Here is a 26,464-nt window from a genome sequence, read left to right as displayed (position 1 = left end):
TTGCAGGATTTCCAGACCGTGGGCGAGTCGCTGGCGATGTTCGCCAGTCTCTATCGGCGCACGGCGGAGCGCGAGGAACTGATCCGGCTGTGCAATCTGGCCGAGATTCTGGAGCGTGATACCCGCAAGCTTTCGGGCGGTCAACGGCAGCGTCTGCTGCTGGCGGTCGCGCTGGTCAACGATCCCGAGTTGGTGTTTCTGGACGAACCGACGACCGGACTCGACCCCCAGGCGCGGCGCAATTTCTGGGGCCTGATCGAACGGGTCCGCCGACGCGGAACGACCGTGGTGATGACCACGCATTACATGGAAGAGGCCGAGCGGCTGTGCGACCGGGTCGCCATCGTCGACCGGGGGCGTCTAATTGCCGAGGGAAATCCGCGCGAGCTGATCGATGCACAGTTTCCCGCGCGCCTGATCCGTCTGCCGGATTCGGCTTGGCCGGCGGGAGTTCCGCTGCCATCCGGCGCCGTGGCGCGCGACGGCGAGATCGAGATCCAGACCGACGAGGTGCCGCCCATGCTGGCCGAACTCGAACGACTCGGCGCCGATCTGGCCGGTCTGCGGGTGGCGATTCCGAACCTGGAAGACCTCTTTTTGAAACTGACCGGGCATGCGTTAAGAACTTAAGCGATTTCCGGGAAAGTCTTTACCAGAATCAACGCTGCAAATGAACAGGATTGCTCAGGATGAACAGGATAGAAGCCATTGTTTTTAATCCTGTCAATCTTGAAACATCCTGTTAATCCTGTCCATTTTGAAGCCTTTGGCATGGGTATAAACTTTCCCGGAAATCACCTTAGGTGCTTCCCTGAAAACAATCTGCCTTAAACGATTCGCAGGAAACCGTCACGATGGACGATCTGGATATCCGCTGGAAACAGCGTTTCGAGAATCTGCGGGCCGCGTTTCTCATCCTGCAACAAGCCGTCGCGGCGAACGCGGAAACGCCCGACAATGATCTGATTCGGATGGCGCTGATCAAGGCATTTGAGATGACGTTCGATCTGTCATGGAAAACCCTGAAGGACTATCTCCACTACAACGGCATCGATGCAATCATGCCGCGCGAGGTTATCAAACAGAGCTTTGCCAATGATCTCGTGGCGGATGGGCAGCTCTGGATCGAGATGCTGGAGGATCGTAACCTGATGGCGCACGTCTACGATGAAGCCCGCGCGCTCGCGGCGGTCGAGCGTATCCGCGCGCGTTATCTCATGGGGCTGGAACAACTCCAGCAGTTTCTCGGCGCGAGGTTGGTCTGATGTTCGGCCTGAGCCCGGAAACCCTGGCGGCGATCGACGCCTGTCTGCGGCGCTACCCTGATCTGGTCTGGGTCAAAGTCTATGGCTCGCGCGCCAAGGGCACCTACCGACGCGGTTCGGATATCGATCTGGCCTTCGGCAGCCCCACCGACCGCTCGGCGGAACTGCTCGCGGCGCTCGACGACCTGCCCACGCCCTACCGGTTCGACGTGACCCATTACGAGAGCCTGAGACATACTGGCCTGAAGGAGCATATCGATCGGGTCGGGGTGGTCATCCTGAACCGCGCCGGCGATACCGTCCCTGGGTCCGGGCGGGACCGCACCCAGGCGCAAGCCCCGCCTTCCCCGCCGGAGGGGGTTTAACGATCATGTGGCACCGAATCCTTGCGATCCTAGTCGCGCGCAACCGCGAGTTCTATCGCGACCGCGCCGGACTGAGCTGGAACATCCTGATGCCGATCATGATGGTGCTGGCCTTCGCCTTCATCTTTCGGGCCGAGCCGGAGGATCTGCTCAAGGTTGGCGTCGTCACGCCGGACGGTCAATTGACCAGCGTGTCCTCGCCCTTTCTCGACCTTGAGTACATCGCCTTCATCCCCTTGACCGAGCCGGAATCGGCCATCGTGAAGGTCGAACGGCATCAGTTGGATCTGCTGCTCGATCCGCGCGAGGCGCCGGTTTATTGGGTCAATCCCGAGTCGCCCAAGGGTTCTCTGGCCGAGCGTCTTCTGCTGGGGAGCGCTGCGTCGCCAATCGGGCCGGCGCCGCAACGCCAGACCGTGAGCGGCGAGGCGCTGCGCTATGTGGATTGGGTGCTGCCCGGTGTGCTGGCGATGAACATCATGTTTTCCAGCTTCTGGGGCGTCGGCTGGGTGATCGTGCGCTATCGCAAGAATGGCGTGCTGCGCCGGCTCAAGGCGACGCCGCTCAGTCCCTGGGAGTTTCTGACGGCGCAGGTGCTCTCGCGGCTGATCGTGGTGCTGACGGCGAGTCTGGTCGTCTATCTGGGCGCCGCGCTGCTGCTGGACTTTCCGATGCGCGGCTCCTATCTGGCGCTGGCGCTCGTCTATCTGGCCGGCGCACTGTGTCTGATCAGCATGGGGCTGATCGTGGCGGCGCGTCTGCGCACCGAGGAGGTGGCCGACGGTCTGCTCAATCTGGTGTCCTGGCCGATGCTGCTGCTGTCGGGGGTCTGGTTCTCGATGGAGGGCGCGAGCGCGGCGGCGCAGGCGTTTTCGCGCCTGTTGCCGCTAACGCATCTGGTGGAGGGTGCGCGTTCGGTGATGATCGATGGGGCGGACGTGATGGGCGTCCTGCCTCAGATCGGACTGCTTAGCGGGTTGGCCGTGCTCTTCTTGAGCTTGGCCGCTTGGCTTTTCCGGTGGGAGTGACCGGGAGACGCTGCCGTGTTTGCAGGCTCTCGTCAAACCGTTGGGTCTTGCGATAGGTCCGACGCATGGTCCAGACGGAAACCCACCATAAACATCGGCTTATAGTGGGTTTATCAAAGAGGATTTTACCGCGCGTCAAGCGGCCAGTGCCAGCCTCCGGGAGGCGGCCACCGCACCTGCGTTAGGAATCCTTGCGCGGTGGCAGGCTCAGGACTTCGAGTTTGACGCTGCTCACTCCCCTCTTGATCATCCCCAGCTCGCTGGCGGCCTCGCGCGAGAGATCGATGATCCGGCCCTTGACGAAGGGTCCGCGGTCATTGACCTTGACCACGATGCTGTTGCCCGTCAGGGTGTCGGTGACGCGGATTTTGGTGCCGAGCGGCAGGGTTTTGTGAGCGGCGCTGAGCCGGTTTTTGCTGTAACGCTGGCCGCTCGCCGTCTTTTGGCCATGCAGGCTGTCGTGATAGTAGGAGGCCATGCCTTTCTGGGTGTGACCGGGGTTCGGGCGAGCCTGGGACTCGAAGGCGATGGGAAGCAGAGTCGTCAGGAGCGCGGCGGTTGCCAGGGTCTTTTTCATGAGGCCAATCTCTTTCAATGGACCGGCGATTCCGAAAGTCAAACAGCTCGGGATCGTGGTCGTTGAACTAGGAATGGCTCTAGTCTACGGGAAAACCCTACATGGGGTAAACCCTATATTTGCGGATTGGTCCATTTTGTTGCAACCGCTCGCCGGTCCGCGCGGTTGCAAGGCGCTTTATTTACGCTGGCATACGATTTGCCCGTTCAGTCGGAACGCTTGGAATCGCGCCGCCCGTTTCGCGCGCGGCCTCGTCCGCAAGGCGGGCACCCCACGCTTTTTATTTCGATTTAAGGTCTAAATAACGGCGTAGCCCCTTATCGAAGGTTTCGACCGGCTGCTGTCTGGCGGCAGCGTGAGCGGCGATCAAGGTGTCGACAAAACTCAGGTTGGTGTCGGCGTAAATGGCCAGCGATTGACGAAGGATTGGAAGTCCTTCGCCAGCGATGCCAGGGAAACCAAGTAGAATCGCAAGCTTCGAGGCGATTTCGGCACGCGGTACCTGGTAGATCCGTTGCATGACGTAGACGCATTCGGCGAGCACGGACTCAGGAATCAGAACCCGTCGCCCGCCAGTACGGACAGCGTCAAGGATTGCCTTGGAACGGAGATGCAGTTCCGGGTGATCCGCCAGCAGATACCGGAGGATGACGTTGGTATCAATCAGACTGATATCGCTCACGTAGCTCTGCCTCCCAAGCCGCTGCGCGCTCATTCTCGACCGGCGCTCCCTTGGCGTAGCCGGACAGACAGCCGGCGAGGTCGGGTATGGCTTCAATGCGCACGATGCCGTCCTCGATGACGAGCCGCACGAAATCCGACTGGAGGAGATCGCGAACGTGTTTGGGTAGAGTGATCCGGCCCTTGCTTGAGATCTTCGCGGTTTGCTCGAAAACGGTCATTCGATTCGCCTGGTGAAAACTGGTTTTACTGAAATGTAGCAGATGGCAACGGATACGCCCCGGCATGTCTCCGGGGCATGTGGAGGCTTCAACCCTCTCGTCCGACCGGCCGCGCCCCGCTCAACCGCTGACCACTCATCTCCGCCATGACCCCGACCAGATCGGCCGGCAGACGCTGCCAGGCGCTGACGAGCGAGACCAGCACCGAGGCCAGATAGGGGATGGACTGCACCGCCAGCACCGCGACCCAGATCCGCACGTCGAGCATGTAGGCATCCTCGCGCAGCAGGATCAGACCGGCGGCGAGCAGGAAGGCGAAGGCGAAGAGTCCCTCCTCGCGGGTGTCCGAAAGGGCGCGGATGACCGCCGGTGCCTCCGCCATCTTGGGCGTGCGGAAGAATCCCAGCTTGCCGGTGACGAGTCCGCCGAACATGGCGCGCGAGATGGTGTGCGACAGTGCCAGACCCGCCAGCCCGGCGGCGAGGCTCTGGCGCAGCGTGGCCGTGACCCGGCGCCGGTAAAGCACCAGGCTCTTCGATATCTTGAACACGAACAGCACCAGCGGAACCAGCGCGACCGTCAGGTAGGGCGGCGTGATGGTGTCCGGGAACATCACCATGGCGACCGACCAGGCGAGCGCGGCGAAGTTGAACAGCAGATTGAAGCCGTCCGCGAACCAGGGCAGCCAGCCCGCCACGAAGTGATAGCGTTGCCCGGCGGTGAGCGCGGTCTTGCGCAGCCCGAGCAGCTCGCGCCGATGGCGCAGCAGGATGCGCACCGCGCCATAGGCCCAGCGATAGCGCTGTTTCTGGAAGTCGGCGAAGGTGTCCGGCATCAGCCCGCGACCGTAGGTGCAGGGGATATAGAGCGCCTTGTGTCCGGCCTCGAACAGCCGCAGACCCAGCTCGGCGTCCTCGGTGATGCACCACTCGGCCCAGCCGTTGACCGCGTCGAGCGTCTGGCGCCGGATCATGGTCATGGTGCCATGCTGGATGATGGCGTTGCGCTCGTTGCGCGTGACCATCCCGAGATGGAAGAAGCCGCGATATTCGGCCATGCACATGGCCTTGAAGGCGTTCTGATCGGCGTCGCGATAATCCTGCGGGGCCTGCACGATGGCGACTTCCGGATCGGCGAAGCCGGGAACCAGATGACGCAGCCAGGTCGGGATCACGAGATAATCGGCGTCGATGACCGCGATCACCTCGGCGGCGGGGTCGGTCTGGCGCAGGGCGAAGTTGAGCGCCCCGGCCTTGTAGCCGGCGAGCGGGTCGACATGGAAGAAGCGGAAGCGTTCGCCAAGCGTCGCGCAGTGCGCCTGGACCGGCTCCCAGACCTTGGGATCCTTGGTGTTGTTGTCGATCACCAGCACCTCGAAGCGCGGGTAATCGAGCGCGGCGAGCGCGTCCAGGGTCGCGCACAGCAGTTCCGGCGGCTCGTTGTAGGCCGGCACATGCACCGAGACGAAAGGCAACTGCTCGTCCGGCACCGTGCGCAGCGGGAAGGGACGGCGCCATTTATTCAGCCAGATGGATTCGGCCCATTCGTGCGCCTCGGCCATCAGCAGCACGATGACGCCGATCCCGCCGATCAGCAGCAGTACCCCAACGATGGCCGTGGCGGGCGTCATGTACTGGCGGGTGTAGTCGTAGACGATCCAGACGGCGGCGGTGGAGATGGCGTAGGTGACGAGCGCCAGAAACCCCTTGCCGCGCTTGGCTAGCGTCGCGCTGTCCCGATAGAGGAAAACCAGCAGAAGCACGCCCATGACGACCGACAGACCGGCCAGTTCGCGCCATTGCGGGATACGCACCACCGGCTGACTGAACTCGAACTTGGCTTGACGGTTGGCGTTGTAGACGCCCCAATAGTTGCCGGTAGCCCCTTCGGTCTTGGCCTTCCAGGGCTGATCGAACGCCTCCATCACGTAATAGACATAGTTTTCGGCCTCGGCGCGGGCCAGGAAGCGGCGCAGAAAGCGCGTCTGATTGGTCGGCGACGCCTCCGCGCCGCGGTTGCGCCGACCGTTACTGGGCCAGCCGACCTCGCCGATGACGATGGGTTTGTTCGGGTAGGCTTCCTTCAGTTCGTTGTAGCGGCTGACGGCATAGTCCACGGCCTGATCGACCGGCAATCCTTCCCAGTAAGGGAGCAGATGCACGGTGATGAAGTCGACATGCTCGACCAGCTTGGGATACTTGAGCCAGACATGCCAGGGTTCGGCGGTGCTGACCGGCAGCCAGGTGAGCTTGCGGACACGGTCCAGATAGCCGATCAGCTCGGACAGCGGAAGGTCCCGGCGCAGAATGGACTCGTTGCCGACGATGACCCGCACGAGGTTGCGATGGCCCTCGTCGAGCAGCTCGGCCAGACGCTTGATTTCGGTCTCGTTGGCCGCGGGATCGGGACCGATCCAGGCCCCGAGCGTGACATTCAGATCATGGGCCGCCGCCAGCCGGGGAATCTCGGCCAGCGTACCCTCGACCGTGTAGGTCCGCACCGCATGGGCGCGCCCTTCCAGCAGGGCCAGATCCGCGTCGATCTCCTCCACCGAGGGGAATTTTTTCAGGCTCGGATCGTCGCCGGCGCGCATGGGCGCGAAGGAAAAGCCCTGAATCCGGTTCGGCCAGGGCGGCTCTTCCGAAGGCTGGTTCAACAGCCACCAGGCGGCGGCGGTCAGCGCGGCGATCAGGAATGGGATGACGAGATTGGTAGAGCGATTCATGCGCTAGTTCGCTTAGTCACGAGTAAAAATACGTTAAACAACGCCAACGACAACGACAATGGCGCCAAAGGTATTCGCTAATGGGCTTGTTGAGCTGATTAATGAACCGTTCCTTCGTTCGCTTGCTTGGGCGCGGTCGGTGTGTCGGGTGTCGTTCGGCGCGGTTCGACCGCGAACCATTGCCAGGTGCCGGCCAGGGGCGTCAAGGACCATTCAGGACCAATGGCGTCCCGCAATTGATCCGACGGGGTCAGAGCGATGAGGGTCGCGAAACCGGCGGGAACCGTGATTGGCTGGTCCCAGGGCTGCCCCCAGAGACGCACTCTCGGGTCAAGACGACCGGCGAGCGAGATCAGCTCGCCCAGCGCGACCCCGCTGTCGCTCGCCACGATCAGGGTCGAGTCCGAGGCATTGGCGATGCGGGCGATGTCGGCATTGTTCGCGCTGAAGTTCTTGGTCGACCAGGTCGCGGCGCGTTGGATGGCGAACAGCGACCAGCCGCCGAGTCCGACTAGCAAGGCCAGAGCTATAAGCCCGGAACGGCGCGACCAGGCGCCGGACGGCGCGGCGATGGCGGTGCCGATGACCCAGGCGACCATGATCTGAATGGCCAGCAGCGCCGGCAGGGCATAACGCGCGTGCAGCGAACGGCTGCCGCCGAGCAGCAAATCCGGACCCAGCGTGACGCCGATGTAGGTCAGCGCCATGGCGACCAGCAGCCAGACCGCCGGACGCGGGGCGCGGCGGACGAAGCGCGCCAGCGCCCAGACGAGCGGAACGATCAGCAGGCTCCACCAGAGCACGGGCGTTGGGGTCAGGTCGACAAAGGTTCGGGTCGGGTGCAGCGCCCAGGCCGCGAGCACGTCGCCGATCCCGACCGGGCGTTGCATCCATTGCGTGAAATGACCGACGCGCCCGGGCTGGGTGGCGATCACCCACAGCCAGGGCGTGAACAGCATCAGACTGACGCCAACCGCGCTGCCCCAGCGGCGGGCCAGCCGCCCAGCCTGAACCCCGCCGGCCCGAGAGACCGGCAGTCCGTAGAGCGCATGCACCGGGATGGTCAGTACGAACAGCAGATGGGCATAGACGCCGAGCGTCATGAACAGACCGTAGAGCCACCAGTCCGCGCGCAGTTCGCGGCGCATCGCGCGCGCCAGCGCGGCGCTCGATGCCGCCGTCAGCAGCAGCCAGAGCGCGTACTGGCGCGCCTCCTGCGCGTAGAGGAACTGGAGCGGGGAACAGGCGACCAGGGCGGCGGCGATCCAGGGGACGAGACCGCGCCCGAAAAGCTCGCGCGTCAGCCAGTAAACGGCCGGGATCAGGAGGATGCCGCACACGGCCGAGACACCGCGCGCGGCGCTGACCGGATCGAGCGGCAGCGCGGTCGCCAGCCGTGCCAGCGCATAGTAAAGGGGGGCGTGCTCCGGGTGTCCGGCGAAGGCGCGGAAGGCGTCGGACCAAGTGTGCGCGGGGTCCGGGCGCTGAAAGCGCAGCAGATCGTCCGGGGTCAAGAGTTGTCCGCTGAAGATCGCGGTCTGGACCTCGTCGTGGCGGTAGCCGAACACGCGCAGCAGGGTAAAAACCTCGTCGTGCCAGACCAACAAATGATCAAGTCCGAACAGCCGTGCCGCGCCAGCGCAGAGAATGACGAACAGCAGACCGATCAGGAGCTTGGTGTCCGTGCCCGAGACGGAGCGCGGACCGGCGACGGAGAGCGAGGAAAAGGGGTGTTGCAAGGGATGGTCCTGAAGGGGTGAGCAGAAACCGGCCGGTTGGCCTGTGACGGCGTCGACGAATGGGCGCGTGCGGTCTCCGAACCGAGGAGGGCTTATCATAACTTGAATCGCGGGGGTCGCCGACGGTTGTCGGCTGCTGGGGCCGTCAATCCGCTATCGGCGTTCCCAGGAGCGAATGACGTAGTTATACGGATCGCTTTCGTGTCGACGAATCGGTACAAATGGCATAGAGCGAATGTCGTTGCCTCGCGCTAACGGTGCGGATGGCGACGCTGGAGCGTCGCGACGTGCTCCCACGCCGGAGCGCCACTGCCATTAAGTTAAGGATTTTCCGTTCGCCCTGAGCTTGTCGAAGGGTGGACGGAAAATCCTAAGCATCTGAGCGTAAAGCCGTTCATGGTTCGACCAGCTCACCACGAACGGCTTAACTTAATGGCAGTGACGCCGGAGCGCGGGAGCCAGAGGATCTCGCCACGCACGGAGCCAATGACGAGTCTGCGCTTTTCCAACAATCGCCTCAATCGCTCACATTTTGACGGAGAGGCCCATGGGCAGGAAAAAAACCGACAACGCGCACCTGGCCCCCCCTTCGGCGGACGCCAGGGCGGTCGATGCGTCATCGGCCGCGTCAACCGAGGTGCTAAACGCACCGCTCGACGCAGAACCGACCGACGTGCCGAACGCCGATGCCGCGCCAGATCCCGACTCGGAACCAAGCTCGGAGCCGGACTCGGAACCAGCGCCAGCCACCGAGCCGCCGTTCCCGATCGTCGGCATCGGCGCTTCGGCGGGCGGTCTGGCGGCCTTCGAGGCGTTTTTCTCCGCCATCCCCGCCGATCTTCAGACCGGCATGGCCTTCGTGCTGGTGCAGCATCTCGCGCCCGATCACAAGAGCATCCTGACCGAGCTGGTCAAGCGCTACACGAGCATGGCGGTCCAGGAGGTCGTGGATGGCGTGACGGTTCGCCCGGACCGCGCCTACATCATCCCGCCCAATCTGGACATGGCCCTGCTGAACGGCAAGCTGCACCTGTTGGAGCCCAAGGCACCGCGCGGGCTGCGTCTGCCTATCGACTTCTTCTTTCGCTCGCTGGCCCAGGATCTGCGCGAGCGGGCGATCGGCGTCATCCTTTCCGGCACCGGCAGCGACGGGACGCTGGGCGCGCGGGCGATCAAGGGCGAGGGCGGCTTGATGATGGTCCAGACGCCCAAGAGCGCGGCCTACGACGGCATGCCGCGCAGCGCGATCGCCACCGGACTGGTGGACTTCGAGCTAACGCCGGCCGACATGCCGGCGCAGATCATGGACTATGTGGCGCATGCCTTCGGCAAACAAGCGCGCGCGCGCGCCGCCGCGCGCCCCAAGGCCGAGGATGCGCTGAACAAGATCTGCATCCTGCTGCGCGACCGCACCAGCCACGATTTCTCGCAGTATAAACAGAGCACCCTGGAGCGGCGGATCGAGCGGCGCATGGCGCTGCACCGGATCGAGAAACAGGGCGATTATGTGCGTTATTTGCAGCAGGATCCGACGGAGATCGACGCGCTGTTTCAGGATCTGCTGGTCGGCGTCAGTTGTTTTTTTCGCGATCCCGATGCCTTCGCCGTGCTGGAGCGCGAGGTGATTCCGGGGCTGTTCGCCAACAAGCCGGCGGGCGCGCCGGTGCGGATCTGGGTGTGCGGCTGCTCCACCGGCGAGGAAGCCTATTCCATCGCCATCCTGCTTCAGGAACACCTGGAAACCCTGAAAAAGACCTATCGGGTGCAACTGTTCGCCACCGATCTCGACAGGCGGTCGATCGAGCGGGCGCGCGCCGGCGTCTATCCCGCGAGCATCGCCGCCGATGTCTCCGCCGAGCGGCTGGCGCGCTTCTTCTCCCAGGATGCCGAGGGCGTCTACCGCATCCAGAAGGTCGTGCGCGATCTCCTGGTGTTCTCCGAGCAGAATCTGATCAAGGATCCGCCCTTTTCCCGGCTGGACCTGATCAGTTGCCGCAACCTCCTGATCTATCTAAAAGGAGACCCGCAGAAACGGTTGATAGCGCTTTTTCACTATGCCCTGAAGCCGGGCGGCGTGCTGTTTCTGGGCAGCTCGGAGAGCGTGGGCGATGCGCTGACCGCGTTCGCGCCGCTCAACCGGAAGTGGAAGCTCTATGTCCGTCAGGATCTCTCGCTGGGCCTCGCGATGCCGACCCTGGACGAATACGTCCCGCCAACCCCGACCAACGGCTTGCGGACGACTGCGCCCTTGGGCCGGGTCAAGGCCGGGAGCGATCTGCGCGTCCTGACCGAACGGGCCTTGCTGACGCATTTCAACCCGGTCGGCATTCTGACCAACGGGCGTGGCGAGATTCTCTACATCCATGGCCGCAGCGGGCTGTATCTGGAACCGGCCGCCGGGGACGCCGCCATGAACATCCTCGACATGGCGCGCGAGGGTCTGCACCGCGAGCTGACGCTGTCGCTGCAGCGGGCGGTGGCGCGCAAGCAATCGGTCCATCTGCCGGGCCTGCGGGTCAAGAGCAACGGCGACTTCACCGCCGTCAACCTGACCGTGCATCCGGCCCCATCGCTCGATGGCAGCCCGCTCCCGGATCTGTATCTGGTGGTGCTGGAAGCGCTGTCGGCACCGGTGCCAGAGTCGCGCGCCGCGGGAGACGCCGCGGGGGGCGGGGACAGCGCCCCGGAACAGGCCGGGCGCAGCATCGCGGAACTGGAATTGGAACTGCGGGCCAAGGAGGAATATCTCCAGAGCACCCTGGAAGAGATGCAGACCGCCAACGAGGAACTGAAATCCACCAACGAGGAGATGCAGTCGGTCAACGAGGAACTGCAATCCACCAACGAAGAGCTGGAAACCTCCAAGGAGGAGCTGCAATCCCTCAACGAGGAACTGGCCACCGTCAACGTCGAGTTGCAGGACAAGGTGGCCGATCTGTCGCGTGTCAATAACGACATGAACAACCTGCTGGCCGGGACCGGGATCGCCACGCTATTCGTCGACCGCCAGTTGCGCATCACCCGCTTCACCCCGACCGCCACCCGGCTGATCAAGCTGATTCAGAGCGACATCGGGCGGCCGGTCGGCGATATCGTCTCCAATCTGAAGAACTATAATGCTTTGGTCGAGGACGCGCGGGCGGTGCTGAAGCGGCTGACACCCTGCGAAAAAGAGGTCCAGACCCTGCGAGGCGACTGGTATCTGATGCACATCGGACCCTATATCACCCTCGACAATGTCATCGAGGGTGCCGTGATGACCTTCATGGATATCTCCGCCCGCAAGCAGATGGAACAGGCGCTCGAAGAGGCCCGCGCCCTGGCCGCGGGCATCGTGGAGACGGTGCGCGAAGCGCTGCTGGTGCTGGATCCGGCGTTGCGCGTGATCTCGGCCAACCGGGCCTTCTATCAGCGCTTTCAGATCACCGAGGCGGAGACTCTGGGCCAACCCTTGAGCGCGCTGGACAACGGGCAATGGGACATCCCGGCATTGATGAATCTCCTCGGCGACATGCAGTCGCGGGAGGGCGGTTTCGAGGACTATCGGCTGACCCGCGAATTTACGCGGATCGGCCCGCGCGCCCTGCGACTCAATGCTCGCCGTCTCGACCTCGCGGGCGGTCAGCCGGGCGCCATCCTGCTCGCGATCGATGACATCACCCAACGGGAGTCTCCCGCCGACGCGGGACAGGCCCCGGAATCCGCGGCGCGCGCGCCTCCCGAGGAGCGCGATGGACCCTAACCACGAGCGACAGCACCTTATGGACCGCAATGACCACGAACCGCTCGCGCCGAGGCCATCGGCCACGGCCGGGCCAGTCCCCCGGCGGCGCAAGGGAGAACGGCGGAGAAGCTTGACCATCGACGATCTGGCATTGCTCGGATCCGATGAAATCCACCGTCTGCTCCAGGATCTGCATGTGCACCAGATGGAGCTGGAGTTGCAAAACGAGGAATTGCGCCGCACCCAGGAGGCGCTGGAACTGTCTCGGACGCGCTATTTCGACCTCTATGACCTGGCTCCGGTCGGGTATGTCACCATCGACGAACGGGGTCTGATCCACGAAGCGAATCTCGCCGCGGCCACCCTGCTTGGCACCACCCGCGGCGCCCTGGCCTTGCGGTCGCTGACCGGCTTCATCCTGCCCGAGGATCAGGAGCTGTTTATGCGCTGCCGCCAGACGACGTTTACCACGGGCAACTGGCAGACCTGCGATCTGCGTCTGCGCGGCACCGGCGGCACGCCCTTCCCGGCCCATCTGGATTTCGCCCTGGCGAAAGAACGGGACGGGGCGGCGGCGCTCTGTCTCGTCACCCTGAGCGATCTGAGCGAATGCCAGCTTGCGGAGGCGGCGCGCCTTGCCGAAACGGCCCAGCGCGAGGAAAACCAGCGCAAGGACCACTTTCTCGCCATGCTCGGACACGAGCTCAGAAATCCGCTGGCACCGATCCGTCATGTCGCCGAGATCCTGCGGCTTGCGCCAACCCAGGATCCGGCGCGAATCCATCAGATGGCGGAGATCCTGAACCGCCAGGTCGATCATCTCGCCCGGCTGGTCGACGACCTGCTCGATGTCTCCCACCTCGGCAGCGGCAAGACACACCTCGCCCTGAAGCCGTGCGATCTGCGCGATGTCGTGGAGCATGCCGCCGAGCAGATCCGCCCACTCATCGATGAACGCGGACAACGGCTGGCCCTGGCGCTCCCCGCCCTGCCCCTGCCCCTGAACGGCGATCCGGTGCGGCTGACCCAGATCGTCGTCAATCTGCTGCGCAACGCCAGTCAGTTCAGCGAGCCGGAGGCGCTGATCTCGCTGTCGTTGGAGACGGCGGACGGACAGGCGCTGCTCCAGGTGCGCGACACGGGGGCTGGCATCGATCCGTCCCTGCTGCCCCGGATCTTCGAGCCCTTCGTGCAGTCGGAGCAGACCGGCGAACGCCGCCAGGGCGGACTCGGACTGGGGCTTGCCCTCGTCAAGGGGCTGACGGATCTGCACGGCGGGAGTGTCGAGGCGACGAGCCCCGGACTCGGCCAGGGCAGTGCCTTCACCCTGCGCCTGCCGCTGTCGCGTCAGGCGGCGGGGAACCTGTCGCCCAAGCCCGCGCCGCGCGCTCCGATCACGCACCGGATCCTGATCGTCGAGGATCACCCCGATGTGGCCGAGGGCTGTGCCCTGCTGCTGCGTCTGCTCGGCCAACGGGTCGACATCGCGCCGGACGGTCCCAGCGCGCTCGCGGCCATCGACCGCCTGCGCCCCGATCTGATCCTGCTCGATCTCGGCTTGCCCGGCATGGACGGCTACGAGGTCGCGCGCCGGCTGCGCGCGACCGAACCCGGACGCGCCGCCTGGCTGGCGGCGGTCACCGGCTATGGGCGGCCCCAGGACTTCGCGCGGACCCAAGCGGCGGGTTTCGACGAGCATCTGCTCAAACCCCTGTCGCAGGATGACCTGGTTGCCCTGCTGGCGCGCTGTCCCGTTTTTCCTGATTAGCCCGACTGAGCGAATCACCGTTGAAGGAGCTGACCGCAATGCATCAATCAGACGACCCGTCCCAGCGCCCCGCTGCCTCGCGCCCCGCGCATGCGCAATCTTCGCAAGACCTGCGCCAGCGCGCGGAGACCCGGCTCAGATCCCACGAAATCCCCGCCGCGCCCGTCCCTGGCACCGCCGCGGGAGACGGTCCGCTCATGCCCGATGCCTACGAGCGGCTGATCCACGAGCTGCAAGTGCATCAGCTCGAACTGGAGATACAGAACGATGAACTGCGGCACGCGCAGGAGGCGCTGGAAATCTCGCGCGCACGTTATTTCGATCTCTTCGACCTGGCCCCGGCGGGCTATCTGACGCTCGACGAAGCGGGTCTGATCGAAGAGGCCAATCTGACCGCGGCCAGTCTGCTGGGCACGCCGCGCGTCAAGCTGATCGGTCGACCGCTGACCCGTTTCATTCACCCCGAGGATCAGGATGCCTACTACAGTTGCCGCAACCGGCTCTGGTCATCGGGCGAGCGGCAAGCCGGCGAGCTGCGTCTGCGGCACGCGAATGGACAATCGGTCTGGGTGCGCCTGGAGACCAGCCTCAGCCGGAACGCGACCAGCAAACACACGATGTGGCGCGCCATCCTGAGCGACATCACCGAGCGCAAGCGCACGGAGCAGGAGTTGCTCGACACCCTGCGGCTGCGTCTGATGGGCGAGATCGCCGAGCTGACCTTTCGGGAGTGGAACCCGACCACGGACGAGGTGATCTTTCCGCCGGAATGGCGGCGCCAAACCGGCTATCTCCCCAATGAATTGCCGACGCGGCTTGGCGAGTGGGCCGGACTGCTCCACCCGGAGGATGGCGAACCGACGCGGCTCACCCTGACGGGCTTTGTCGACGCGCCCGAGACCGGGGGCGAACTCCAATACCGGCTGCGACGCAAGGACGGACTTTACCGCTGGTTCGTGGCGCGTCCGAAAGCCATTCAGGACGCCGCCGGCACGGTCGAGCGCGTGCTGCTGGTGCAGCAGGATGTCACGGGCCGCAAACAGGCCGAGGATCAGGCGATCCAGGTCGCGCAGCACGATCCGCTGACCGGACTGCCCGGACGCGCACTGCTCGATCATGTGGCCAATCACATGCTGGCAAGCGCCCGCCGCGCGGGTCGCCAGTTGGCGGTCCTGTTTTTCGACCTGGACCGTTTCAAGACGATCAACGATGCCTATGGTCATCCGGTGGGCGATCAGCTCCTGCGGGCGGTCGCGCAACCCGAGCCCCTGGGAGCGCCGGCTACAAGCCGGCGTTCCCAGGGGGGACGCTCCCGGGGTCCAGCTCCGACCGGGTGGCGCTGACGGCGCGCAACCAGTGCCGCGCGGAATCATAGTCGAACTCCTCGATCATGCGTCCGATCTCGCGCGCCGGCTCGCCCAGGGTGGCGATCAGGAGCGCGGCGGATTCGCGAAAGACGCCATTGGCCAGGGTGTTGTCTTCGGTCAGCAGGGCATCGAGACGGGCGAGCGTCTCCCGTACCCGTGGCCAGTCCACCGCGATGTCCGGCGCATCGTCCGCGTCAGCGGGAAGGACCGCGGCCAGGTCAATGACCAGGGTGCGCAGTTCGTTGTCGAGCGCTTGCGCGCGCTGCTCGATCTCGCGCGCGGCGTGGCCTTCGCGGATGGCCTGTTCCAGTTCGGCGGCCAGGGTCGCCAGGCGCCGGGCGCCCAGCGTGCCCGCCACGCCTTTGAGCGAGTGGGCGTCGCGGCAGGCGGTGACGTGATCCTCGGCGCGCAACTGCTGGACAATGGACCGCGCGTCGTCGCTATGGCGCTTCACGAAGGAGGCGAGCAGACGCAGATAGCTGTCGAGGCGGCCCTGGACCGGCTTGAGTCCGAGATCCAGGTTGAGCCCCTGGATGGCTTGCAGACGGCGGCGAATCGCGTGCTGCTCGGTGGTCGGCGGCGGCGCGGTCGGTTCCGCCCGAGCGGACGGGTGCGCGGATTCGGGCAGCCATTTCAAGAGGGCGAGATGGAGGATGTCCGGATCCACGGGCTTGGCGAGATGATCGTCCATGCCCGCGCCGAGACATTCCTCCCGATCCTCCTGAAATGCGCTGGCGGTCATCGCCAGGATCGGCGTGGCCGCCCGTCCGGGCAGACGCCGGATCGCCCGGGTCGCGTCCAGGCCGTTCATGATCGGCATCTGCACGTCCATCAGAATCAAGGCGTAGGCGTTGCGGCGCGCCAGTTCCAACGCCTCGGCCCCGTTGCTGGCCAGGTCGACCTCAAATCCCAACTCCCGAAGCTGTCCCAGGGCGACTTCCTGATTGATCGGGTTATCTTCCGCCAGGAGCAGCCGGTGGTCCGCGGCTTCGTCCATCAGACGTGGTTCGGGCGCCATTCGCGACGGTTGCGGGTCGGCGCTGCGCGCGCTGATGGATCCGGCACACTTGCCGAGACGGGCGGTGAACCAGAAACGGCTGCCCTCGCCAGGCTGACTGTCCACCCCGATCTCGCCCCGCATCAGGTGCGCGAGACTACGGTTGATCGCCAGCCCCAGACCGGTGCCGCCATAACGGCGCGTGATGGACCCGTCCGCCTGCTCGAAGGCGCGAAACAGGCGCGCCTGATCGGCTGAAGCAATGCCGATGCCAGTGTCCTCGACCTCGAAACGGACCAGCAGATCCAGATCGGTGGTCTCCAGCACCCGGGCACGCAAGACGATCTCGCCCTGCTCGGTAAACTTGACCGCGTTGGTCATGAAGTTGAGGAGAATCTGACCCAGCCGCAGCGGATCTCCGATGAGTCGGCGCGCCAGCGCGGGATCGATGTCCTGACGGATCGGCAGACCTTTCGATGCCGCTTTTCCGGCGGTCAGAACCAACAGATGATCGAGCACCTGTTCGAGTGCGAAGTCGGTTTCGTCGAGTTGCACCCTCCCCGCCTCGATCTTGGAAACATCCAGGATGTCATTGACAAGTCCCAGCAGATGCTGAGCGGCCTCGGCGATCTTGCGCAGATGCTCCTGTTGCCTGGGCTCGCTCGCATGGAGCAGCGCCAGGTGGGTCAGCCCAACGATGGCGTTCATGGGGGTACGGATCTCGTGGCTCATGTTGGCCAGGAAGCGGCTCTTGGCATGGCTGGCCCGCTCCGCCGACTCCTTGGCCATGGCCAGGGTCGCCTCGGCGCGGCGACGCATCACGATGCGCCAGAGATCGTTGACGAGTAACTGGACCTCGTGTTCGTCGGCGTCGTCATAGTCAGTCGCCTTGTTTCCGACCCCGATCAGCACCCGAACCTTATCCCCTTCGATCACGGGCACGCTCAAATGGCGGATCAGATGGGCATGCCCTGGCGGATAACCCTTGCGGTCGCGCATGCCCTGATAATCGTTGTGCACCACCGGACGGCGCTCGCGCAGCGGATCGGCCCAGAGACCGGCCTCGGAGACCGGATAGTGGGTCTCGTGCAGCGCGGTGCAGTGATCCAGGGTCGCGGCGGACCAGACATAAAATTGGAGGGTCTCCTGGTCCTCGTTGACCAGATGCAGATAACCGATCTGGCTGTCGGTGAGGCGCACCGCCGTCTCGACGCCCCATTGCATGATCTCGCGCTCGTCCAGGGCGTGGGCGCGCTGGCTCATCTCGAAAAGCGCCTGGAGCCGGGCGCCGCTGACCAGCAGGCGCCGATGGGCGGACTCCAGTTCCGCCGTGCGCGCGACCACCAGTTGCTCCAGATGTTGGCGATGGGTCTCCAGGTCGGCGGCGATCCGTCGCTGCTCGGTGATATCGGTCCAGATCGCCGCGAGATACATCCGGCCACGGATGACCATGAGCCGATTGGAGATTCTGAACCAGAGCGTCGAGCCGTCCTTGTGCCGGTGCGGGAGTTCGAAGATGCCGCCGCCGCTCGCGAGAAGCGCATCCATCCGTTCGCTGACCTGCTCGGGAGTCAATTCGACCTGGATGTCGTCGAGCGTCAGCGCGGCGAACTCATCCCAGGCATAGCCCAGCACCCGATGCGCCGCGGCGTTGAATTCGGTAAACCGCCGGGTTTCGGCGTCGATCAGAACGATACCGTCCGCCGCCTGGCCGACGATAGCGTGGTAGATTTCCTCGCGTTCGCCGAGCGCCTCCTGGGTCTCGCGCGCCGCCGTGATGTCGCGGGCGATGCCGAGCACCCCAATCAGCGCCCCGCTGGCGTCGCGCATCGGGGTCTTGATGGTCTCGAACAGTCCGGTGTAGCCGTCGGCGGCGAAGGTCAGCGATTCTTCGTTGCGGCTCGGCGCGCCGGCGGCGATAGCCGCCAGGTCATGGGCACGGAAGAATTCGGCCAAGGGCGCGGGGACGAAATCGACATCCGTCCGGCCCAGGATGTCCGCCTCGGGGGCGCCGTAGAGACGCTCGAACATCGGATTGCAGGCCAGATAGACCCCGTTCGGATCCTTCAGCCAGACCAGATCCGGAATGGCGTTGATCAGGGTGCGCAGGCGCGCGCGCTCGTATTCCAGTGTGTCTTGCTGGAGCTGGTGCTCAGTGATGTCCCGCGACACCCCGATGATCGCCGGACGGCCATTCCAGCGGCCCTTGACCACTCGGGTATCGATCTGAATCAGGCGACCGTCGGCGCGCAGCAGCGGCAGGGGACAGTGGGCGCGCCGGCCGTCCAACATCTCGGCGACGAACCGCGCGGCTTCTTCCCGGATCTCGGGAGGGTGCACGACCCAGACCGGCTGGCCGTAGAGCGAAGCGCCGTAGCCCAGACCCTCCGCGACCGCCTGGTTGTAGTGCAGGATCTTGCCCTCGTGGTCGAGCACGAAAAGATAGTCGGCGATGGTCTCGAACAGATCCTTCAGGTTGATCTGCTGATTCAGCGCGTCTTCCTGGGCCAGCATCCGATCCATGGCGTGGGCGAACTGGCGCTCCAGGGTGTCCAGCGCGGTTAGCGTGACCGGCCCGATGGGCGCCTGACGGCTGACGAGCACGAGACAGGCGGCAGTCTCGCCGGCGACGAGGATCGGCAGGGTCAGGAACGAGCGGATGCCTTCCCGCTGGACGGCCGGCTCCCGGATCGGCACGGTATCGGTGCAGTATTCGCGGATCTGTTGGCAACTGCATTGCAGCCTGCCCTGCAAGACGCCGGGCGTCCGCCAGGCGGTTTCGGCCTGCTCGCCGACCCAGTCGAGAAAGGCGGCGGAAAGCGCCTGGTGCGCCACGAGCCGGTAGCCGCCGTCCGGTTCGCGCCAGTAGATCGCCCCGCCATCGAGTTCGGGCAGCCGCAGCGTACCGTCCAGGATCGCTTCCAGCAGACGCTCCCAATCCGGTTTTCCGGCCAGGAATTCGGAAAACTCCTGCTGGATCCGCGCCAGGAGATCGGCGTGTTTGCGCCCGCCAATCTCCTGCAGGGTTCCCGCCGTGCGCAATGCCCGACCCGCCTCGTCGCGCTCAATCACCCGGCCCCGCGCTTGGAACCAGATCCAGCGACCATCCGCCGCGCGCAGACGATAGTCCGCCTCGTACAGTGGGTTCTCCTCGGCGAGCGTCGCCGCGACCAGCGACTCCACCCTGGGACGGTCCTCGGGATGGAGCATCTCCAGCCAGCGATCCATCCGCTCCGGACCCGCGTCTGGGGCATAGCCCAACAAGGCTAGCAGGGACGGGGCCCAGGATTGACATTCGGTCAGGTGATCGTATTCCCAGACCAGGGTATCGGCGGCATCGAGCACCTGATCAAGATGCGTTGGGTCTTTCATGAGCGCGAACAGGGTGACTCTGATTAACAGCTATGCGGGCATGCTATGCCAGACCCGCAAGCCCGGCAAGCGGGAGCCGGGTCGCGGGTTTGTCATTAACGTCTCTGACGAAGGAAAAGGACGCGGCTTAGTCCGCTGCGTTCTCCAGATCTTCATACCGATAACCGACCCCGTAAACCGAATGAATCAGCTCGCGCTCGGGCAGCAGCTCGGCGAGCTTGCGCCTGAGTTTTTTCACATGACTGTCGATGGTGCGGTCGGAGACGATCCGCTGGTCCCGATAGATACGGTCCATCAGCCGGTCGCGCGAAAAGATCCGGCCGGGCGCCGCGTGCAGCGTCTCCAGCAGGGCGAATTCCACCGCTGTCAGCTCGAATGACGGGCGCCGCGACGCCCTCGCGGCGTGTTTTAATCGGAATGCGGACGACACCAGTTATTTTGTCTGGATCGGCTTGTTGTGCGTTTCGATGTCGCCGCTCAGAACGAGATGCTGTTGAAGCCATTCCCGAATCTGATAGCGTGAACGCGCCCCGCTGAAACGGGACAGTTCCCGCCCCTCCCAAAAGAGGATCACGGTCGGGAAGCCCCGCACCTTGTAGTGTCCCGCCTGACGCATGTTCTCGCCCTCGTCGACCTCCAGCTTGGCGAGCCGCACCTGGCCGTCGAGGTCCTCGATCACCCGCTCCAGATGCGGGGACAGCGCGCGGCAGGGCGCGCACCAGTCGGCCCAAAAATCCACCAGGATAGGATACGACCGGGAGGCGTCGAGCACCTCGGCCTGGAAGCGGTCGGTATCGACATCGAAGATGTTGGGATGGGGATGGTTTGGATGCGACATAGGGATGCAGGTCGAAGGATTCGTGGATCTGAGACTCGGAGTTTAATCTGCCAGGAACGAATGGCACGAAGATAAGCCCAAGTCGCGGAAGCCAGTCCGCCAGCCAGGCGTTCCAGGACCAACATCGCATCAAAGATCAAAGGCGTCGATCAACACCCCGCGGCGACGGCGTCCGGTTCTCGATCAAGTGTCGGAGACGAATCCAAGTTATTGATTTATATTAAATAAATAACAACTCAACCAAAACAACCGGGGCTACCTGTGGATAATTTGTGCAAAGAATAGTCGAGCAATATTGCACACTGGTTATCCACCGCTTCAGCCGGTGTCCATGCACTTCTTTTCTTTTATATAAGCCTATATTTCTAAAGTAATTTATACAAAAAATCAGTTTATCCACAGCACTTATTATTACAACATGTATTATTTATCTATTTTTATTAAAAACGGCCAGAAACCATCGAATCGCACATCCAGCGAGACTTTTTATCCAGCGATCCGCCGATCACGGGTATAAAATGCGTCGATGGACGTTTCCCTTCTGCTCGACTCACTCAATGCAGCCCAACGCGAGGCGGTTTCCGCCGAAGCCGGCAATCTGCTGATCCTGGCTGGCGCGGGTTCCGGCAAAACCCGCGTGCTGGTGCATCGCATCGCCTGGTTGGTTCAGGTTGAGCAGGTGCCGCCCTGGGCGGTGCTGGCGGTGACCTTCACCAACAAGGCGGCGCGGGAAATGCGCGGGCGCATCGAGGACATGCTCGGAGAACCGGTCGGCGGCATGTGGGTCGGAACCTTTCATGGCCTTGCCCATCGCTTTCTGCGCGCCCACTGGCAGGATGCCAAACTGCCCCAGCACTTCCAGATTCTGGATGCGGACGATCAGTTCCGGTTGGTCAAACGTATCCTGAAGGCGCTGCAACTCGACGAGGCACGCTGGCCGCCGCGCCAGGTGCAGAGCTTCATCAACAAACAGAAGGACGAGGGTCTGCGCCCCCAGCATCTGGATGCGGGCGGCGATTTCTTCCTGGACAAGATGATCGGCGTTTATCGCGAGTACGAGTCGGTGCGTGCCCGCGGCGGTCTGCTGGACTTCGCGGATCTGCTGCTCTCGGTGCTCGAACTGCTGCGCGAACGGCCGGACATTCTGCATCACTATCAGGAGCGTTTTCGTCACATCCTGGTCGACGAGTTTCAGGATACCAACGCCATCCAGTATGCCTGGCTGCGACTGCTCGCGGGGCGCAACGACAATCTCTTCGCGGTCGGCGACGACGATCAGTCCATCTATGGCTGGCGTGGCGCGAAGGTCGAAAATATCCAGTCGTTTCAGCGCGACTATCCCAATACGCGCACGGTCCGTCTGGAGCAGAATTATCGTTCGACCGGCAATATCCTTGCCGCGGCGAACGCGCTCATCGATCACAATCCAACCCGTCTGGGCAAGAACCTCTGGACCGAGGACAGCGCCGGCGAGCCGCTCCGTCGCTATACCGCTTTCAACGAGGTGGACGAGGCACGCTTCGTCATCGAGCGCATCCGCCGTTTTGTCGAGACCGATGGCTGTCGGCGCGACGAGTGCGCGATCCTCTACCGCACCACGGCCCAATCGCGGCTGTTCGAGGAGGCGCTGATCCAGGCCGGAATTCCCTATCGGGTCTATGGCGGACTGCGCTTTTTCGAGCGCGCCGAAATCCGCGACGCGCTCGCCTATCTGCGCCTCGTGGCCAACCCGGACGATGACGCCGCCTTCGAGCGCGTGGTGAATACGCCCACGCGGGGCATCGGCGAGCGTACGCTCGATCTGTTACGTCAGCAGGCGCGGGAATCCCGCGTCTCGCTCTGGCGGGCCGCGCTGGATCTGACCGCCACCGACACGCTGGGACCGAGAGCGAGCGGCGCGTTGCGCAAATTTATCGCACTGATCCAGGCGCAGACCGGAGACAACGACAGCCGGACACTGGCCGGACTCGCCAGACATCTGATCGATGTCAACGAACTCTCAACTTTCTATCAAAAAAACAAGGACGGCAAGGGTCAGGATCGGATCGAAAATCTGGAACAGTTGGTGGAAACGGTTGCGCGTTTCGAGCATGAACTGGACGAGGAGTCGGGCGATGCGCTCGGTGCTTTCCTGGCCCATGCCGCGCTGGAGGCTGGCGAGACCCAGGCCGACCGGCTGGAGGATGGCGTGCAACTCATGACCCTGCACAGCGCCAAGGGTCTGGAATTTCCGATCGTCTTTCTGGTGGGCGTCGAGGAAGGTCTCTTCCCGCACAGTCTCTCCGCCGAGGATCCGGCCCGGCTCGAAGAAGAACGGCGCCTCTGCTATGTCGGCATGACCCGTGCCATGCGGCAATTGTTCGTCACCCATGCCGAGAGTCGCCGTCTCTACGGACGCGAGGACTATCCCTCGCCGTCGCGTTTTCTGCGCGAGATTCCACCCGAACTGGTGGAAGAGGTGCGCGGTGGCGGTGTCGCCCGTCGCCCGGCTGCGACAGTCCCGATGCGGGGCCAGGCCGGGACGCCGGTCGCCGGCGGCTTTCAACTCGGTCAGCGGGTTCGGCATCCCAAGTTCGGCGAGGGCGTGATCCTGCACCAGGAAGGTAGCGGGACCAATGCCCGTCTCCAGGTCAATTTTCGGGAGGTCGGCCCGAAATGGCTGGTGCTGGCCTATGCGCGTTTGGAGCCAGCGGGATAGACGCGATTGAATCGGGCTGGGGTAGCCGGCCAATCCGCCCTACAATAGATCGGATCATCACAACCCTGCGGCCACCGCCTATCATGTCCGACACCGAAAACTTCGAAGATCTGCTCAAACAATTCGATCAAGCTCACCCGCAAACCCAGAAGGGCGAACCCGCCATCGGCGACAGGGTGAGCGGCACCCTGGTGGCGATCGGCGAGGACTACGCCTTTGTCGACCTGGGCGCTAAGTCCGAGGGACGCCTGGAAATCGCGGTCCTCAAGGATGCCGAGGGGCAGCTCAAGCATGCCGTGGGCGACCTCATCGAAACCCTGGTCACCGGCAAGGACGAGGACAGCGGCATGCTGCTGCTCGGCAGCCAGCAGGGACATCGTTATCATGGCGTCGACGAGGTGGAACACGCCTACCGTCAGGGCCTGCCGGTGCAGGGTCAGGTGAGCGCCGCCGTGAAGGGCGGGGTCGAGGTCCAGGTGGCCGGGATCCGGGCCTTCTGTCCGGCGTCGCAGATCGATATCCGCTTCATCGAGGATCTGTCCGAGTTCGTCGGTCAGCGTTTCGATTTCAGGATTACGAAATTCGAGGGCGGCCGCCGGCCCAATCTGGTGGTCTCGCGCCGCGCGATTCTGGAAGACGAGCAGCGTCTCCAGGCCGAGCAGACCCGCGCCCAGCTCACCGAAGGCGCCGTGCTGACCGGAACCGTCACCTCGTTGAAGGACTATGGCGCCTTCGTCGACATCGGCGGTCTGGAGGGCATGATTCATATCAGCCAGCTCGCCTTCGGTCATGTCAAGCACCCGAAGGAGGTGTTGCAGGTCGGTCAGCAGGTCGAGGTGAGCGTGCTGCGAATCGATCCGCCGGGCGAGAAAAACAAGCGCGAGAAGATCGCGCTCTCGATCCGCGCCCTCGGTCGCGATCCCTGGCAGGACGCGCTCGACAGCTTTCCGGTGGGTACCCGCGTCAGCGGCACGGTGTTGCGCCTTCAGCCCTTCGGCGTCTTCGTCGAGCTGGCCCCTGGCATCGACGGCCTGGTGCATATCAGCGAATTGGGCGCCGGTCGGCGCATCAATCATCCAAGCGAGGTCGTCAATCCGGGCGACCGGGTCGAGGCGACCGTGCTGGGGGTGGATCTTGAGCGCCGCCGGATCAGCCTTTCGCTGGACGAGAAGCGTCAGGCCGACGTGATTCCCGATGCGCGCACCGTCGCCGCGACTCAGGCAACGGCCAAGGCAGCCGAAACCCCCCTGGGCAGTTTTGGCGAACTCCTGAAGGCCAGCATGAACAAAGGTCGCTGAGCGGTGCGGTTGGGTTGGATGCGGGAGGACGCGACCGGAATCTCGGGCGCCATCGAGCCGCCGCCGCTCGCGCTCTACATCCACACCCCCTGGTGCGTTCGCAAGTGTCCCTATTGCGATTTCAATTCGCACGCCGCCGGTCGGTCGCCGCCCTTTGTGCGCTATGTCGCCCAACTGCTGGCCGATCTGGAGAGGGAACTCCGCGCGCCGGCGGCGCAGCGTCCGCTCGCGTCCATTTTCATCGGCGGCGGGACGCCGAGTCTCTTTCCCGGCCCGGCGATCCGGGCATTATTAGACGGCATCCGTGCGCGCGCGCGACTGGCTCCCGAGATTGAGATTACCCTGGAGGCCAATCCGGGGGCGGCGGATGCGCACCGGTTCGCGGCCTATCGCGCGGCGGGCGTGAACCGCCTGTCGATCGGCGTGCAAAGCCTGTCGGATCGCCAGTTGGCGCGATTGGGTCGAATCCACCGTGCCGGCGAGGCGCGGGCGGCGGTCGCCGCGGCACGGGCGGTCGGTTTCGACAATCTCAATCTGGACCTGATGTTCGCCCTGCCCGACCAGACCCTGCCCGAGGCCGCGGCCGACCTGGAGGCGCTGATCGAACTGGCGCCGGAGCATGTCTCCTACTATCAGCTGACGCTGGAGTCCGGTACCGACTTTTTTGCCCATCCGCCTACCCTTCCCGATGCCGATCTGGCGGCGGATCTGGCCGTCCAGGGGCTGGAACGTCTGTCCCTGGCCGGATATCGTCAATACGAGGTGTCCGCGTATGCCCGCGCCCAACGGCAATGCCAACATAATCTCAATTACTGGCGCTTTGGCGACTATCTCGGGATCGGCGCCGGCGCCCATGGTAAACTCACGGTGTCGACCGACGCGAGCAGCGGCTGGCGTATCCGGCGATCCGTCAAGGATCCTCACCCGCAAACCTATCTTGAGACGCCTTCCGAGCGACTGACCGGAAGGCGGTCGGAGTTGACCGAACAAGACTGCGTTTGCGAGTTTATCCTGAACGCGATGCGACTCACCCAGGGCTTCGAGCCTGGGCTGTTCAGCCAGACCACGGGGTGGCCAATCGCGCGCCTCGCGGATCGTTTGGAGCGCGCGGCGGCGGACGGGTTGCTGATCCTGAGCGCGGACCGGATTCGGCCGACGACGTTGGGGCGCGATTTTCTCGACGATCTGGTGAGTCGATTTCTGTTTCACGACTCTCAAGCCAATGCGGGATAAGTTCCGCCGGCATGCGTTTTTCGCCTAAACTGCCGGCAGCGCCCAGCCCTGTCGGTTTCGACCAAGGCATGGCATTGGCTGAAAACGTGTTTTTTGCTCGGGACGCGGTCGTCAAGTTGCAGCCTGGCAACCTCAATGGTAACCTCGCCCGTTTTCCTAGAATTCTAAAGCCCAAGCTGGGCAAAAAGGTCATCATGAAAGAAGGAATCCACCCGGAATACACCGATGTCAAGGTGGTATGCAGTTGCGGCAATGAATTTATGACGCGCTCCACCAAGGGGAAAGACCTGCATGTGGAGGTTTGCTCCGCCTGCCATCCCTTTTATACCGGTAAGCAGAAAGTCTTGGATACCGCTGGGCGCGTCGATAAGTTCCGTCGGAAATATTCGCGCTGAAACCTCCCGCGCGGAGAAGTCGTACCCGGTGCGCTTCCGCCGACGAACGCTCCGCGCGCATCCCTCCATAGAGCGTGTTCGAGCGATCGCTGTACCTGATGTGGTCGAACGATGGCGGTCGGCGACCTTTCCTTGATACCCTCGCTCCGGGTGACGCCACGCAGCGCGAGCAT

At 63.9% G+C, this 26,464-nt stretch carries 18 protein-coding genes and 1 pseudogene; 11 read left to right on the top strand and 8 right to left on the bottom strand.

Annotated features, from left to right (window positions below):
- From QZY07_RS15160 to QZY07_RS15145, 4 genes are all read left to right on the top strand, one after another.
- The coding region (locus QZY07_RS15160) for an ABC transporter ATP-binding protein (protein ID WP_295404424.1) at window positions 1–630 on the top strand (630 nt) is incomplete at its 5' end.
- Between the two features lie 224 nt (window positions 631–854).
- On the top strand, window positions 855–1,265 hold the full coding sequence (locus QZY07_RS15155) for a nucleotidyltransferase substrate binding protein (RefSeq protein WP_295404421.1): 411 nt from the start codon (window positions 855–857) through the stop codon (window positions 1,263–1,265).
- Window positions 1,265–1,630, top strand: coding sequence for a nucleotidyltransferase domain-containing protein (locus QZY07_RS15150; RefSeq protein ID WP_295404418.1), 366 nt, complete (start codon window positions 1,265–1,267; stop codon window positions 1,628–1,630). Before QZY07_RS15155 ends, QZY07_RS15150 begins: the two co-directional genes overlap by 1 nt.
- 5 nt (window positions 1,631–1,635) lie before the next feature.
- The gene (locus tag QZY07_RS15145; protein WP_295404415.1) at window positions 1,636–2,658 is read left to right on the top strand and encodes an ABC transporter permease; all 1,023 of its coding nucleotides are present in this window, start codon (window positions 1,636–1,638) and stop codon (window positions 2,656–2,658) included.
- Between the two features lie 181 nt (window positions 2,659–2,839).
- Here QZY07_RS15145 and QZY07_RS15140 read toward each other — a convergent pair whose 3' ends face one another.
- The 5 genes from QZY07_RS15140 to QZY07_RS15120 all read right to left on the bottom strand — a co-directional run bounded on the left by QZY07_RS15140 (window position 2,840) and on the right by QZY07_RS15120 (window position 8,601).
- Entirely contained in the window at window positions 2,840–3,235 is a 396-nt protein-coding gene (locus QZY07_RS15140; protein ID WP_295404412.1) for a septal ring lytic transglycosylase RlpA family protein, read from the bottom strand.
- 280 nt (window positions 3,236–3,515) lie between these two features.
- Complete coding sequence (locus tag QZY07_RS15135; RefSeq protein WP_295404409.1) at window positions 3,516–3,917, bottom strand: PIN domain-containing protein; 402 nt, start codon at window positions 3,915–3,917, stop codon at window positions 3,516–3,518.
- Complete coding sequence (locus tag QZY07_RS15130; protein ID WP_295404407.1) at window positions 3,895–4,137, bottom strand: AbrB/MazE/SpoVT family DNA-binding domain-containing protein; 243 nt, start codon at window positions 4,135–4,137, stop codon at window positions 3,895–3,897. Before QZY07_RS15130 ends, QZY07_RS15135 begins: the two co-directional genes overlap by 23 nt.
- A gap of 88 nt (window positions 4,138–4,225) precedes the next feature.
- Window positions 4,226–6,862, bottom strand: coding sequence for a glycosyltransferase (locus tag QZY07_RS15125; RefSeq protein ID WP_295404404.1), 2,637 nt, complete (start codon window positions 6,860–6,862; stop codon window positions 4,226–4,228).
- Between the two features lie 98 nt (window positions 6,863–6,960).
- Window positions 6,961–8,601, bottom strand: coding sequence for a glycosyltransferase family 39 protein (locus QZY07_RS15120; RefSeq protein ID WP_295404401.1), 1,641 nt, complete (start codon window positions 8,599–8,601; stop codon window positions 6,961–6,963).
- A gap of 547 nt (window positions 8,602–9,148) precedes the next feature.
- Here QZY07_RS15120 and QZY07_RS15115 point away from each other — a divergent pair.
- The 3 genes from QZY07_RS15115 to QZY07_RS15105 all read left to right on the top strand — a co-directional run bounded on the left by QZY07_RS15115 (window position 9,149) and on the right by QZY07_RS15105 (window position 15,436).
- A complete protein-coding gene (locus QZY07_RS15115; protein WP_295404398.1) occupies window positions 9,149–12,343 on the top strand; it encodes a chemotaxis protein CheB in 3,195 nt (1,064 codons plus the stop codon).
- A 112-nt stretch (window positions 12,344–12,455) separates the two neighbouring features.
- Window positions 12,456–14,093 (top strand): ATP-binding protein, encoded by a 1,638-nt coding sequence (locus tag QZY07_RS15110; RefSeq protein WP_295404395.1) that lies wholly within the window; start codon window positions 12,456–12,458, stop codon window positions 14,091–14,093.
- Window positions 14,094–14,131: 38 nt separating this feature from the next.
- Window positions 14,132–15,436, top strand: coding sequence for a sensor domain-containing diguanylate cyclase (locus tag QZY07_RS15105; protein ID WP_295404394.1), 1,305 nt, complete (start codon window positions 14,132–14,134; stop codon window positions 15,434–15,436).
- Here QZY07_RS15105 and QZY07_RS15100 read toward each other — a convergent pair.
- From QZY07_RS15100 to QZY07_RS15090, 3 genes and pseudogenes are all read right to left on the bottom strand, one after another.
- Window positions 15,375–19,829 (bottom strand): PAS domain S-box protein, encoded by a 4,455-nt coding sequence (locus tag QZY07_RS15100; protein WP_295404392.1) that lies wholly within the window; start codon window positions 19,827–19,829, stop codon window positions 15,375–15,377. The two genes, QZY07_RS15105 and QZY07_RS15100, sit on opposite strands and share 62 nt — an antisense overlap.
- A gap of 127 nt (window positions 19,830–19,956) precedes the next feature.
- Window positions 19,957–20,202: pseudogene (locus tag QZY07_RS15095) on the bottom strand (winged helix-turn-helix domain-containing protein); the annotation flags it as partial.
- Window positions 20,203–20,262: 60 nt separating this feature from the next.
- Window positions 20,263–20,667 (bottom strand): thioredoxin domain-containing protein, encoded by a 405-nt coding sequence (locus tag QZY07_RS15090; RefSeq protein ID WP_295404389.1) that lies wholly within the window; start codon window positions 20,665–20,667, stop codon window positions 20,263–20,265.
- 526 nt (window positions 20,668–21,193) lie between these two features.
- Here QZY07_RS15090 and uvrD point away from each other — a divergent pair.
- The 4 genes from uvrD (at window position 21,194) to rpmE (ending at window position 26,291) form a co-directional block, all read left to right on the top strand.
- Window positions 21,194–23,365: a DNA helicase II gene (uvrD, locus tag QZY07_RS15085; RefSeq protein WP_295404386.1), complete on the top strand. Its 2,172-nt coding sequence runs from the start codon at window positions 21,194–21,196 to the stop codon at window positions 23,363–23,365.
- Window positions 23,366–23,448: 83 nt separating this feature from the next.
- Complete coding sequence (locus QZY07_RS15080) at window positions 23,449–24,663, top strand: S1 RNA-binding domain-containing protein (protein ID WP_295404384.1); 1,215 nt, start codon at window positions 23,449–23,451, stop codon at window positions 24,661–24,663.
- Window positions 24,664–24,681: 18 nt separating this feature from the next.
- The gene (gene hemW / locus QZY07_RS15075) at window positions 24,682–25,896 is read left to right on the top strand and encodes a radical SAM family heme chaperone HemW (protein ID WP_295404381.1); all 1,215 of its coding nucleotides are present in this window, start codon (window positions 24,682–24,684) and stop codon (window positions 25,894–25,896) included.
- Window positions 25,897–26,090: 194 nt separating this feature from the next.
- The gene (rpmE, locus tag QZY07_RS15070) at window positions 26,091–26,291 is read left to right on the top strand and encodes a 50S ribosomal protein L31 (protein ID WP_295404430.1); all 201 of its coding nucleotides are present in this window, start codon (window positions 26,091–26,093) and stop codon (window positions 26,289–26,291) included.
- The last annotated feature ends 173 nt before the right edge of the window (window positions 26,292–26,464 follow it).

Source organism: uncultured Thiocystis sp., assembly GCF_903866365.1.
Classification (GTDB): Bacteria; Pseudomonadota; Gammaproteobacteria; order Chromatiales; family Chromatiaceae; genus Chromatium.
This window is presented reverse-complemented; position numbering and strand designations above follow the sequence as displayed.